Genomic DNA, 12,486 nt, shown 5'->3' on the forward strand with positions numbered 1-12,486 from the left:
GTCTTTGACGATCTTCTCGCCAGGGCTTTTGCGTGTTCCAGTTGTCTGTCTCATCGGCCACTCCTCAGTGGTTATGATGAGCCAACAACACTCTCTTATCAAATAACGCTATTTGGACCCATAAGCGCTGACGTCAGACACATACGTGTGCCTCGTGGGTGCTGGAGCAGTGTATCCAGCCGATCGAGCGCTTGCTTGGCGCGTGGGTAGAGGACCCAACGGCGTGATCGCATGGCACGAATGCGCTCGGCTGTCGGTTCCGCAAGCAGTGCCGTCGCACCGGTGGTCAGGTGAGGGATGGTGTTGGTCATGGTCGCTCCAGTTTAAATTCAATCCTCAACAAACGGGACTGGTTTGCTCGAGTCGATACCGCGGAGCGTGCCTAGTTCCCGCTTATCCGGTTGCGCATGCGTACGTGACCGGGCGCGCTTTGCGGCTGCGGTCCTCTTGGCCGCTACTTCGACAAGTTCTCGTTGCTCGAGAACGGTCCTGACGATGGCGCGGGTGTCGACCTCCCGGCGGCCCTTCTCCCTGAGGGCACGGCGGGCGGTCAGGGCCTCGTGCAATGTGATCTGCGGCAGCGTCAGGTCGGCATACCGCGCCTCGACGAAGTTCCCCGAGGGGCGGCGAACGAACACCCTCGACATGTCGCGGGGATCGTATTTGATCAGCAATCGTCGTTTAGTCCGCCCCACATCGGCGCTCAGCGCGGCCGACCAGTAGCGCAAGCCGAACAAATGAATGCCGGTTGGCCGCAGGGTTCGTTCTTGTTCGGGCAGGAAGGTGAGCCAGAACCGCAGTCGATCCTCCGGCAACCGGAGCGGAATGTCTCCTTCGTGTTCCCGCCAGACCGCCAGTGGTGGACGACCGAGAGTGCCGTGGATCGACTGATGATAGGAGCCGACGATGTCGAGCGCGATGTACCGTTCAAGCTCTCGCAATGTCAGGGCGGCGTGGCGCTTTGGGTCGTAGTCACCCAGATCCTGCTCATTGCTGAAGGTCGTTCCGGGCAGGAGATGCAGCCGTCCCATTTGCGTGCCGATCAGCCGCTCGATATGCCCGCCGAACCTCGGCGTGCCTGGTGGCCGCCAGTCAATGGCGATGCCTGCGTCGTCACAGCCGCGTTTGAAAGCGCGGCTGCGGAAATCCGCGCCGTTGTCGACGTGAACTTTGTCAGGAAGACCGGCGACGGGCCACGGCTCCACAATGTCGCGCTCTTTCAGCCAGGAGGACTTGTCGAATACAGAATGCAGCAGGCAGAGGCTGGTCGACAGGCGGGATGGGGCGTCCATGGTGAGATAGAACCCTGTCACCACGCGACTGTAGGCATCCATCGCCAGCGTCAACCACGGGCGTCCCACCGGCTCACGCGTTTCCTCGTCGACGACAAAGACGTCGGCTCTCGCATGGTCGATCTGTACCACTTCCAAGGGGCGGGCAGGGCGGAAGGATCCACGAACGGCAGTGGTCGGCTTCTCGATCTTGTGCTCGCTGCGGCGTCGGGCGCGCTTGCGAAGATCGACATCTTTGAGCCGCGCCACGATCGTGCGCCGATGCGGCGGCTTCAGACGTGCTGACAGGCAGTCCGCTTGCACGTCCCGCACCAGCTGCGAGATCGATGGCCGAGTTCTTCTGAGGTAGTGTTTGTTGATCGCCGCGTGGATGATCTCCTCGCGTGCAGGGTCCAACGTTCGATGACCGGTCGGCCGTCCGCGCTTGCGCTCGACCAACGACATCACCGTCCCGCCCTCACGAAACATCTTGATCAGCCGAAAGACGGATGCCCGGCTGAGATCAAGCTCTTCAGCAAGGCGTGCAATGTCGGTCGCCGATGTCCGGCCGGGATTGTCCTTCAGGAAGCCACGGATCGCGTCGGCACGGCCTGAGGCTTCATTCCAGAGGTCCTCGTCGATCTCATCGGGAAGGGGGTCAGTCACGGCAATTCCTCACCGATTGAGTTTCGGAGCCAAAGTCTCAAATAAAGTGACAACGCACAAGTCTAAATCTCAAACTAAGTGCTCAGTCTCAGATTACGTGCCAGCCCAACATGCTGAAATCATTGAAGGTATAGTCTCAAATTTAAGTGCCAATCGACAATCGGCTTCGCCTCTTATGACCGCCTGTTCCCAAATCAGGATATCATGCCGCTTGGCGGTCTTGGAACCCTGATCGCGCTGCCATTCCAGAACCCCGAATTCTATCGCGCGCAGGCAATGCGGCTACCAACATTCGGGAAGCCGCGCATTGTGTCCTGTGCAGAACTGCACCCCAAGCATATTGTACTGCCAGCGGCTGTTTTGATGAGGCGGTCGGGCTCCTGTCTGAGCAGGGCGCGAGGGTGGATCTGGACGATCTGCGTGAAAACGGAACCGCCTTGCCGGCGACGGTTCGTTTCTGTGGCGAACTCCGCCAACAGCAGTCGCTTGGGGTGAAACAACAGTGACGATGCGGGAGCGTGGAAAATATGCCGCTAGCGACGGCACCTCCTCAGCAGAAAATGATACACCCTTTGTCTGCGGCCAGCTCGCATGCGGACCGCCATTTATTGTAGAGACAGCGCATATCCTCGTCCTCGTGCCGGTTTGCCAAAGATTGGTACTGGGCGAAGTTACTTGCCAATCTTGCTGCCTCCGACGCCCCCAGCAGGCCGGAACAGTCCGAGAAATCGATGAGGTCGGAGAAGAGGCCGGTTTCTCCCTCCCAGCAGCGCACACAGTGGGATTCAGCCCAGCGATCCTCGGCGTAATGCCAGAATCTGGATTTTGGCCATCCTGCGAGAGCGGCCAGTTTGTCCCGCCAACCGCCGTAAGAGGAATAGGACCCGGCATTGAAGGATACGGACTTCTCGAAACCATAGAAGGTGCCCTCCTCGGTCGGTTCTGTCGCAAACTTTTTGGAATATGGGCCTGCTCGCCAAGCTGTGATAGACGCCGCTTTTTGAATTGGCGGGCGGGTATCAGATCGTGACGATTAACTTCAAAGGCAGCCACTATCCCAAATCCGTCATCCTATACGCTGTGTTTTTCTATGTGCGGATATGCTGTTTCCTATCGTGATCTGGAGGAAATCATGGTCGAGCGCGGGGTCGAGGTGGACCATGCTACCCTGAACCGTTGGGTAGTAAAGTATGCGCCGTTGATCGCCGCGACTGCCCAAGCGCGAAAGCGGCCGACTGCCGTATCTTGGCGCATGGATGAAACGTACATTAAGGTTAAAGGAAAGTGGGCCTACTATTACCGAGTCGTCGACAAGACTGACAAAACCCTTGATTTCACGCTCTCTGAACGTCGCGACAAGGCTGCAGCGCGGCGGTTTTCAAGCGGGCAATTGGCACCAATGGTGTGCCGGATCGGGTCGTCATCGACAAGAGCGGCGCTAACCTGGCAGGCCTGCAATGTGTCAACGTCATCCTGAAGTTCACGAACTCAGGGAACACCATCAAAATCCTCTAGGTCAAATACCTTAACAACATCATGGAACAGGATCACCGTTTCATAAAGCGGATCACGCGCCCTATGCTTGGCTTCAAGGCCTTGGACTCGGCCGACGCAACATTGGCTGGGATCGAGACTGCACACATGATCCGAAAGGGGCAACTCGACGCCATCGGGCTCACCGCATTCCAGCAGTTTGGGGCGCTCGCAGCATAATTGCGTCCGCACAACGACCGCCTTCAATCGTCAAAAAAATTTGCGACAGAACCACGCTCTGACAGTCAAAACCTGCCAACGACGGCTACCGCTACTATGGACCAGAGAGTTATTCGCACCTTTTTCATTGCCAGTTTCGCCCTTTAAACAAATCACGTCTCGGTCAGGAGACAAGCTACAGCTGGTAGAGGTTCAAGCAAAAAGATACTTGATACGATATCATGTCACAACTTTGTGAAACCTCTGGCTTTTCAAGGGAGTTAGACCTTTGATAGGCTACAGTCACTTTAGATTAGGGGAACGCATATGTTGGCAATTGGAACACTCTCGCGGAAGACTGGGACCAAGGTTCAGACGATCCGCTACTACGAACAGATTGGATTGATGAACGAGGCCGGGCGGACGTCAGGTGGGCAACGACGATATTATCAGAAGGATCTCGACCGGCTCGCTTTTATTCGACACTCGCGTCAACTTGGCTTTTCGCTCGACTCTATCCGCGAGCTTCTGGATTTGTCCGACAATCCATCTCAATCCTGCGTAGATGCGGACTCTATCGCGCGGCAGCAACTTCGCCAAGTCGAGCAGCGGATTAAGCGTCTTCAGGCCCTCAAGAAAGAGCTGAAACGTATGGTTGCCGAGTGCGATGGCGAAAGCCTCGCAAAATGCAAGGTTCTTGAAGTGCTGCGTGACCACTCAGAATGTTTAACCAATCATGATGAAATTGGAGCATAGTGCCTCGCCGTCGACTGCTATGTGAAAACGAGAAAAACTGAAAGATTCTAAGGATATGTCAGAACAGACACTCGATTTATCGAATGAGAAAGAGCGCCGCACGCTCTGGACCGTTCTTGGCCTCAATATTACAATCGCTGTGGGATTCTTCGTAACCGGTGCCATTGGTGATTCCAACTCTCTGATAGCTAACGGACTTGATAATACGTCTGACAGCATGGTCTATGGCATCAGTTTGCTGGCCTTGTCCCGTTCATCCAAATGGAAGCGTGGGGCCGCAAACGTCTCAGGGGGTTTGCTCTTGATCTTTGCTGTCGGCATTTTGATTGACGCTTGGAGGCGCTATATCGGCGGTTCCGAACCTTTGGGAACGCTTATGATCGCAATGTCGCTGGTCGCCGCTGTTGTTAATCTGGCCTGTATCTGGCTGCTTGGACGCCTGAAAGAACCGGACGTCAACATCCGAGCTGCCAACACTTTCAGCGTTAACGATTTTGCCTCGAACGGCGGTATCCTGATCGCGGGTGGACTTGTCTGGTGGCTGGGCGGCAATTGGCCGGACCTTGTTGTTGGGGTGCTGGTAGCGGCCATTGCCGCATGGGGAGGTATCTCTATCCTGCGGGATGCGCATGGCGAGCACCATAAAGCCATACATTGAGATCAAACATGAGCGCTGCTTGGGTCTATACGCTGATTTCAAGCGGTTGTGACCTTGGGCTATCGTTGCGGTCAATGTGCGCCTCCCCCCGGCCCTACGCTTGTCAGTGCTATCCAGTACAGTGCGGCTGGTGTCAGCTTCCTGCATGTGCTTTGCCTCGAACTGGTGATGAAATGAACCGATTTTTAGATAAAGGAAAACCAGATGCCGCATGATCACGCCCACATGGAACCCAAGGAAGGGGACCGCCGCGTTGCTATTGCCATTTGGGCGAACGGCCTTCTGACGGTCGCGCAGGTTGTCGGGGGAATACTTTCCGGCAGCCTAGCGCTGATTGCGGATGCTATCCACAATTTCTCTGATATGGCATCGCTGGTTATCGCGTTTGGTGCACGCAAAATCGCACGTCGCCCGGCCGACGCCAAGATGACCTTCGGATATGGCCGGGTCGAAATCGTGGCGGCGCTGATTAACTATACGTCGCTGATCATCATCGGACTTTATCTGGTTTACGAGGGCGCGATGCGGTTTGCCAATCCGGTGCCGATTGAAGGCTGGACGGTGGTCATTCTGGGTGGGGTGGCCCTGTTTATCGACACGCTTACCGCGCTGCTGACCTATTCGATGCAAAAAGGCAGCGTGAATATCCGGGCTTTGTTCCTGCACAACCTCAGTGATGCGCTGGCGTCTGTCGCCGTTATCGTTGGCGGTGTTCTGCTCCTGCTCTATGATGTCCGTTGGGTTGATCCGGCAATCACTATTGGTATCGCCGCTTACATACTTTGGCTCGCTTTCACCGAGATCGGCGGGCCTATCCGGACACTCATGCTGGGCAGTCCACCTGACATGGACACCGACGCCGTGATCGCCGCCATCGAAGACATCGACGGCGTTGAAGAACTGCATCACGCGCATTTCTGGCAAATGCAGGAACACCAAGCGGCGCTCGATACGCATGTGGTGATCGAGGATGCACGCTGGGACGACCTTGAACGCATAAAAGAGGATATCAAAACCCGCTTGGAAGAGGCGTTCGACATATCGCACTCAACGCTGGAATTCGAGCGAGCACGCGACAAGCACGAGGAGGCCATGCGGTATGGGCATAGATGATTTCACACCGCTAGCAGCCACACTGTAAGCTTTGCTTTGTCCCGTTGAACGATACAACCGCACGAGTCTGCCACGGATGGGTCGACCAATACATCAAAACGGCATTGAAGAGGTCCAGCATTCGCCCCACAGTGGCTCCGGATGTACAACAACGTCCGTTCGAACATGGACATTGGTGGTATCACTCCCGCAATGAAACTGAAAATGGCTGCGCAAATTCTACATCCTTGTTCCGCTAAAAAAACAGGAGGATTACCTTCTGGCCACGCGGCAAAGTGCTGAAGTTCTAGATAGGCTGCCAAAGGACATTCCACATCACGATATTGTGATTTTAATGAGATTGAAGCTCTAGCAGGTGGAGGTCTTAAAACGGGCAAAACAGGCAAGATCAGAGGCTTCATCATGATACTGACCAAAGACACATCTATTTCACGTCGCAGTGCGCTTCTTGGGGCGACAGCAAGTGGACTATTTCTCGGAGCCAGTACGGCAATCGCGCAAACGACCAAGCCACTTTCGTCACCGTCAGTCCGCCGAAACATTTCATCCTTCAGTACCTCCAATTGGAGGGAGCATTTTGCCAACTTAGAGCACGGAGCAATCCTTTGCGATATCGACTACCGTGCAGTTCAATATTGGTCAGAAGATGAAAGCGTCTACAAACTTTACCCTTCCAGTGTTCCGTTAACAGAAGAACTGACTAAACGTGGGAACACACACACGTCATTCGTAAAGTTGAGGGGCCAAGCTGGCGTCCCACCCCTTCAATGAAGATACGCAATCCCGAATGGCCAGACTATTTTCCACTTGGTCCCGATAACCCATTGGGCACCCATGCGCTGTATCTGTCATGGTAATATTACCGTGTTCATGGCACGGGCGACACGCGCAAGATCGGAAGGCAATCTTCAAATGGGTGCATAGGTGTCTACAACGAGCATATCAAAGATATTGTTCGCTTTGGCCGCAGTCGGAACACAAGTGAAGTTGTTTTGATTCATGCACTTTATCTGACTTATGAAGGTACGCCCTCGTGTACCAAGTTCCACTTATCATCAGCCTTTGAAAGCCACTGACCTATGAAACGAAGAAAATTCCTCCTTTCCGCTGGGGCAGTTGGCACTTTAGCCTGCCAACCAGTGTCAGCTCACATAGTGCTGCCTAAGTATGATTTACCACCAGAATTTTTGCCTCAAGTAGTAACCATACCAGCGGGCGCTGCTCCCTACGAAATACATGTAGTTCCAGGCCAGTTGGCACTTTTCTGGACCCAGCCCAATAATACTGCAATTCGATATACTGTCGGGATCGGTCGCCCAGGTCTTTACGAGGCAGGAGAATTCTACGTAGGGGCGAAAAAAGAATGGCCAAGTTGGACCCCGACTCCTGGCATGTTGCGTCGTGAGCCTCAGAAATATGGCCCACTTCGCAATGGAATGCCTGGCGGTTTGAGCAACCCTCTGGGAGCGCGGGCCCTGTATCTCTTTCAACCGGGTCGCGGTGACACCTTTTTGCGTGTTCATGGCACAAATGATCCAACCACTATCGGGCGCGCCGTATCCAACGGGTGTGCCAGGCTTGTTAACAATCAGATTATTCAACTTTTCAATCAAGTGTCTTTAGACACCCGCGTTGTGCTCTATCCAAATGGCGCGACATGACGACTGGTGCAGGTCCTAAAGCGTGTCTAATAAAAAATTTAGAGGCTCAAACACGGCGCAATCTTGGAGTTTTCTAGAACTCAACGGCTCTGAGTACCTCTAGACAAGCTTATAATTTTCAAATACTTAACTGCTCATAATAGCGTGCTGGGTGAAAGATCCCCAGCAAATCCAAGAGCTGATCCAATATACAGGAATGACAAATGAACCGTCCCTATCTGCTTTTTATCCTAGCATCCACGGCATTGGTTTCATGTACCGCTGTTGGCCCTGACTATACGCCACCTAAGACACCATTAGAAACGTCGTTCATTGGCGGCGGCGGGGCTCTCGAAGAGGTCGCGCGCGATGAATGGTGGAAACGGCTAAATGACCGGCAAATGAACCGGCTAGTAGACCGTGGCCTTACACAAAACATCGATATTGCAACGGCTTTACAACGTATCAAAGCCGCAAATACAGACCTGAGGCAGACAGGTACTGCTGGCCAATTCTCAGGTGGACTGGATGCACAGGCGCAAAGAAATAATGGTAACCCAATATCAGGTGATCCCTCTGAAAGTGCGACGTTCGGGGCGAATTACATCCTCGATATTTTTGGTGGTGTTCGCCGTGACGCGCAGCGCGCGGCAGCGGGTGTAGAAGCAGCCAAGTTTGATGCTGGCACTGTCCGGCTTGCTCTGGTTTCCGGTGTTGTTTCCAACTATATTGACGCGCGGTATTTTCAGGAGGCATTGGCTTTAACACGACAGAATATCGCGAGCCTCCGCCGGACCCAGTCCTTGATCAGAGCTCAAGTTGAGCAAGGCGCATTGTCAGAATTAGATCTTGCCCTATCAGCAGGTCAGCTGGACACAGCAATTGCCGACCTCCCTCCGCTTGAAGCCGCATTCGAAGCCCGGGTTTTTGCAATCGCGACATTGTTGGCCGAACCAGCTCAGCCGCTGCTTAAACAGATGATTGCAGGCGCACCACAACCTTATCCCCGCAGCAAGGGGTCAACAGGCGTTCCTGCTAATCTGCTCCGCAATCGTCCAGATGTATTGGCCGCTGAACGCCGTCTAGCTGCCGCAGTTGCCGGAGTAGGTGTCGCAGAAGCAAAGTTGTACCCATCGGTCACTTTATCTGGCTCGGTGACAGCGGCAAACCCGTCAGAATGGTCCTTTGGTCCAGCACTTTCATTGCCCATCCTCAACCAAGGTCCGCTACGCGCTAGGCGAGATGCGGCTATTATTTCAGCCACGACCGCCGAACTGGAATGGCGTGCACAGGTGTTGGCCGCGGTGGAAGATGTGCAAAAAACTCAAAGTGAATTTACACGAAAACAAAGAGAGGTGGCCGCATTGCGCGCTGCTCAACGATCAAGGGATCGTACTCTTCAGTTGAGCCGCAAAGTTTTTGAACTGGGAGAACTGAACTTACCAGACCTGTTGGATGCCGAACGATTTGCAAACGCAGCACGTATATCCCTCGCAGCAGCAGTAAGAGATTTGGCCCAATCGTGGTCAGCACTTATGGTGGCGACTGGTCGTGGATGGGGCGATGTAAGCTAAATCTACCTTGACGCAGCAGATCAAGGCGCGCTCATCGTGGCACGTGCAGATGGAGTTTCCCGAAGGTTCTGTCGCGAATTTTGTTCTACGGGAGCTGCAACATCGCCCGCTTCGCGCATAAAAGCGATGTTGCGGGCAATGACAACAACGCCAGACAAACCAAGAAGTATCGGCCCGAACACCCCGGCGGATCGCGACGTCCAGACAGCAATATCTGCATATTTGGTGGTGCGCATCAGGGCCATCCCAACCGTAAAAAGTGAGTACCCTGCTGAGCGGTATCAGGATTAAAAGACAGCCAACCAGTTCGATCTTCGCCTGTGTTCGGCTTGACCAATGGCGGCGAAAAAAATCCACACGGACATGGCCGTCTCGCAGGTAGGTGAAGCCAAACAGCATGAATATCATGACAAACAACAGCCCCGTCGACATATCCGAAAGGACTGAAGACACGCCAATTTTGAGTTTTCTGTCAGGAATCTGAATGATGCTAAACAGCGCAATCGGAACGACGGTTGCCCAAGCAGCAACGATCGAAATGCTATTGATCAAACGTTCCAGGCCACTGACCGCGCGCATGCCGGGCCCCTCTGGTGGCTTTTCCACGCGCCCCGCCTGATTGCGTATTCCGGGGTGATCCGCCCACCGATTCCGATTTTATCCGTAACCACTCCGTTGGGACCACCTGCCTGATTTTCTGATGATTTGCTAAGAGACGTGCTTAACGACGTCGTTAGCGACGTGTCTTAGGTGGAGGTCGGCGATGCGGGGTGAGATACTGGGGTTTGAACGTCGTCGGCGCTGGAGCGACGAAGAGAAGCTTGGAATTGTCCTGTCGGTGGGCACGGATGGAGCGACGGTCACGCAGGTGGCGCAGCGCCACGAGATCACGCGGCAACAGATCTATGCGTGGCGGCATGATCTGAAGAACAAAGGACTTTGGTCGCCTGACGCTGGTGCGCTCTTCCTTCCTTTCGATATTCCTGAAAACGGCGTTCCCGCCATCGCTGACACACCTACCGTCGCGGCCCCGATGGCGGTCGAACTGCGCTTGCGCAACGGCCGCAGCCTGCACTTCGACAGCAACATGGCTGCCGTGGCGCTGACGCAGCTAATCCGTGCTGTGGAAGCGGTATGATTGGTCCGGGCACTGGCGTTCGCGTCTACGTGGCTTGCGGTGTCACGGACATGCGCAAGGGCATTGCTGGTCTTGCTGCGCTGACCCAGGATGTCCTGCGCCAGAAGCCGACGGGCGGTGCGGTCTTCGCCTTTCGCGGCCGCAGGGGAGATCGGCTCAAGCTTCTGTATTGGGACGGTCAGGGCTTTTGCCTCTATTATAAAGTCCTGGAACGCGGCCGCTTCCCTTGGCCTGCGATGACGGAGGGGGCCGCCCGTCTGACGTCCGCACAGCTTGCAATGTTGTGGGAAGGCATTGACTGGCGCAGGCCGGATTGGGGCGCGCCGCCCGCTCGTGTGGGCTGAATATATAGGCAAAAACGCCTTGTTTTTATGGTGCTATCACGCGACCCGTGGTAGACAGATGCATGTCAAATCATGCTGTAGATCTTCCCGACGACCCCGCTGTTCTGAAAGCGATGATCACTGCTTTGCAGGCGGAAAACGCCCGTATTGGGAGCGAGAACGCTAAGATGGTAGTCACGTTGCGGGTCCACGACCAGCTGGTTCAGGCCCTCCGCCTGCGGATCGCCAAGTTGCAGAAGCTGGCTTTCGGCAAGTCCTCCGAGAAGATCGAACGCGAGATCGAGCAACTGGAACTGGCGCTTGAAGACTTGCTGCTGGCCGTGGCCGAGGGTGATGAAGCGCCCATCGACGAAGGTCAGAACGAACCGGCCGCGGGCGATCTCCCTGCGCCCGCGCTGCGCCGTCGCCCACGTGTCTCTGATGCGACCCCCCGCGAACGTCGTGAGCTTGATCCCGGCACATGCTGCGCTGACTGCGGCGGCGATCTGCGGGTTGTGGGCGAGGATGTCAGCGAACTGCTGGACATGATTGCAGCCCAAATGAAAGTGGTGCAGATCGCCCGCATCAAGAAGTCCTGCCGGCGCTGCGAGCGAATGGTGCAGGAGCCTGCACCCAGCCGGCCAATCCCAGGCAGCATGGCAGGCCCGAACCTGCTGGCTCATATTTTAGTCGCGAAGTTTGACGATCATCTTCCCTTATATCGCCAGCACGAGATCTTCGCCCGCATGGGCGCAGACATCCCCGAGACCACCCTTGTGGGCTGGTGCGGGCGGGCCATGAAGACCCTGTCGCCGCTGATCGAACGGATTGAGGCAGACATCATGGGCAGCGACCTGCTGCACGCGGACGACACGCCGATCCGTGTGCTGGACCGGTCGTTGCGCGATAAAGGACTTGGCAAAGGCGTCAGACAGGGCCGGATCTGGGCCTATGTGCGTGACCAGCGTCCGTGGGCTGGATCAGCCCCACCCGGGGCGATCTATTACTTCGCGCCAGACTGGAAGGAAGAGCACGTCCTGAGCCATCTGGCCAATGCCAGCGGTATCCTTCAGGCCGACGGTTACAAGGGTTATGCCAAGCTTTACGCGGCTGGACCTGATGGTGCGCCTCGTTTGCGCGAGGCGGCCTGTTGGGCGCACCTGCGCCGTGACTTCCACGACTTCTGGGCATCGACCAAGTCCGAGATCGCCCGCGAGGCGCTCGACCGGATCGGCAAACTCTATGACGTTGAGCGCGATATCAGTGGCCAGCCTGCTGACGTCCGTCACGCGGCACGTCAAAAGCTCAGCCTGCCGAAGGTTGAGGCCTTCTTTGCGTGGTCCGAGCAACAACTCCTGCGCATTCCGGGCAAGAGCAATCTCGCCAAGGCTTTCCGCTATGGCCTCAATCGCGGGGAAGCCTTCAGCTTGTTCCTGACAGACGGCCGTGTGGCCATCGACAACAATCCAGCGGAACACGCCCTGCGACCGCTCGGAATCGGAAGAAAAAACTGGCTCTTCGCCGGGGCCGACACCGGTGCGGAAACACTCGCCCGCGCCATGACCGTCATTGAAACCGCCAAGCTGAACAACCTGGACCCACAGGCCTATCTCGCTGACATCCTCGACCGCATCCATGATCATAAGATCAACCAG

Annotated in this window: 12 protein-coding genes and 4 pseudogenes; 12 read left to right on the forward strand and 4 right to left on the reverse strand. The window is 55.6% G+C overall.

What is annotated here, in order from left to right; translation table 11 throughout:
* Positions 1 to 98 precede the first annotated feature (98 nt).
* Positions 99 to 311, reverse strand: a complete 213-nt coding sequence (locus AC13DE_RS00775; protein ID WP_446312369.1) for a TniB family NTP-binding protein — start codon at positions 309 to 311, stop codon at positions 99 to 101.
* 18 nt (positions 312 to 329) lie between these two features.
* Positions 330 to 1,937 carry a Mu transposase C-terminal domain-containing protein gene (locus tag AC13DE_RS00780; protein ID WP_446312370.1) on the reverse strand — a complete coding sequence of 536 codons (1,608 nt, stop codon included), beginning with the start codon at positions 1,935 to 1,937 and terminating at the stop codon, positions 330 to 332.
* A 201-nt stretch (positions 1,938 to 2,138) separates the two neighbouring features.
* Here AC13DE_RS00780 and AC13DE_RS00785 point away from each other — a divergent pair, with 201 nt between their 5' ends.
* From AC13DE_RS00785 to AC13DE_RS00825, 9 genes and pseudogenes are all read left to right on the forward strand, one after another.
* Positions 2,139 to 2,432, forward strand: coding sequence for a hypothetical protein (locus tag AC13DE_RS00785; RefSeq protein WP_446312376.1), 294 nt, complete (start codon positions 2,139 to 2,141; stop codon positions 2,430 to 2,432).
* A 531-nt stretch (positions 2,433 to 2,963) separates the two neighbouring features.
* Positions 2,964 to 3,650 (forward strand): annotated as a pseudogene (locus AC13DE_RS00790) (IS6 family transposase).
* Between the two features lie 306 nt (positions 3,651 to 3,956).
* Positions 3,957 to 4,385, forward strand: a complete 429-nt coding sequence (locus tag AC13DE_RS00795; protein WP_446312371.1) for a MerR family transcriptional regulator — start codon at positions 3,957 to 3,959, stop codon at positions 4,383 to 4,385.
* 55 nt (positions 4,386 to 4,440) lie between these two features.
* Complete coding sequence (locus AC13DE_RS00800) at positions 4,441 to 5,043, forward strand: cation efflux transmembrane domain-containing protein (RefSeq protein WP_446312372.1); 603 nt, start codon at positions 4,441 to 4,443, stop codon at positions 5,041 to 5,043.
* Between the two features lie 204 nt (positions 5,044 to 5,247).
* Positions 5,248 to 6,156 (forward strand): cation diffusion facilitator family transporter, encoded by a 909-nt coding sequence (locus tag AC13DE_RS00805; RefSeq protein ID WP_446312373.1) that lies wholly within the window; start codon positions 5,248 to 5,250, stop codon positions 6,154 to 6,156.
* A gap of 43 nt (positions 6,157 to 6,199) precedes the next feature.
* Positions 6,200 to 6,369 (forward strand): annotated as a pseudogene (locus tag AC13DE_RS00810) (integrase core domain-containing protein); the annotation flags it as partial.
* A gap of 189 nt (positions 6,370 to 6,558) precedes the next feature.
* Positions 6,559 to 7,152, forward strand: a pseudogene (locus tag AC13DE_RS00815) (L,D-transpeptidase).
* An 83-nt stretch (positions 7,153 to 7,235) separates the two neighbouring features.
* The gene (locus tag AC13DE_RS00820) at positions 7,236 to 7,817 is read left to right on the forward strand and encodes a L,D-transpeptidase (protein ID WP_446312374.1); all 582 of its coding nucleotides are present in this window, start codon (positions 7,236 to 7,238) and stop codon (positions 7,815 to 7,817) included.
* A gap of 203 nt (positions 7,818 to 8,020) precedes the next feature.
* Positions 8,021 to 9,370, forward strand: coding sequence for an efflux transporter outer membrane subunit (locus AC13DE_RS00825; protein WP_446312375.1), 1,350 nt, complete (start codon positions 8,021 to 8,023; stop codon positions 9,368 to 9,370).
* A 20-nt stretch (positions 9,371 to 9,390) separates the two neighbouring features.
* Here AC13DE_RS00825 and AC13DE_RS00830 read toward each other — a convergent pair whose 3' ends face one another.
* Together AC13DE_RS00830 and AC13DE_RS00835 are read right to left on the reverse strand one after the other, a co-directional pair.
* Positions 9,391 to 9,606 (reverse strand): hypothetical protein, encoded by a 216-nt coding sequence (locus tag AC13DE_RS00830; protein WP_483046704.1) that lies wholly within the window; start codon positions 9,604 to 9,606, stop codon positions 9,391 to 9,393.
* Positions 9,607 to 9,676: 70 nt separating this feature from the next.
* A pseudogene (locus AC13DE_RS00835) lies at positions 9,677 to 9,949 on the reverse strand (TRAP transporter small permease subunit); the annotation flags it as partial.
* Between the two features lie 184 nt (positions 9,950 to 10,133).
* Between AC13DE_RS00835 and tnpA the strand changes: the two are divergent.
* From tnpA to tnpC, 3 genes are all read left to right on the forward strand, one after another.
* Complete coding sequence (gene tnpA / locus AC13DE_RS00840) at positions 10,134 to 10,508, forward strand: IS66-like element accessory protein TnpA (RefSeq protein ID WP_483046702.1); 375 nt, start codon at positions 10,134 to 10,136, stop codon at positions 10,506 to 10,508.
* A complete protein-coding gene (tnpB, locus tag AC13DE_RS00845) occupies positions 10,505 to 10,852 on the forward strand; it encodes an IS66 family insertion sequence element accessory protein TnpB (RefSeq protein WP_086055032.1) in 348 nt (115 codons plus the stop codon). Before tnpA ends, tnpB begins: the two co-directional genes overlap by 4 nt.
* 62 nt (positions 10,853 to 10,914) lie before the next feature.
* The coding region (gene tnpC, locus AC13DE_RS00850) for an IS66 family transposase (protein WP_483046703.1) at positions 10,915 to 12,486 on the forward strand (1,572 nt) is incomplete at its 3' end.

The sequence above is a fragment of the Sulfitobacter sp. L-8 genome (genome assembly GCF_056859255.1).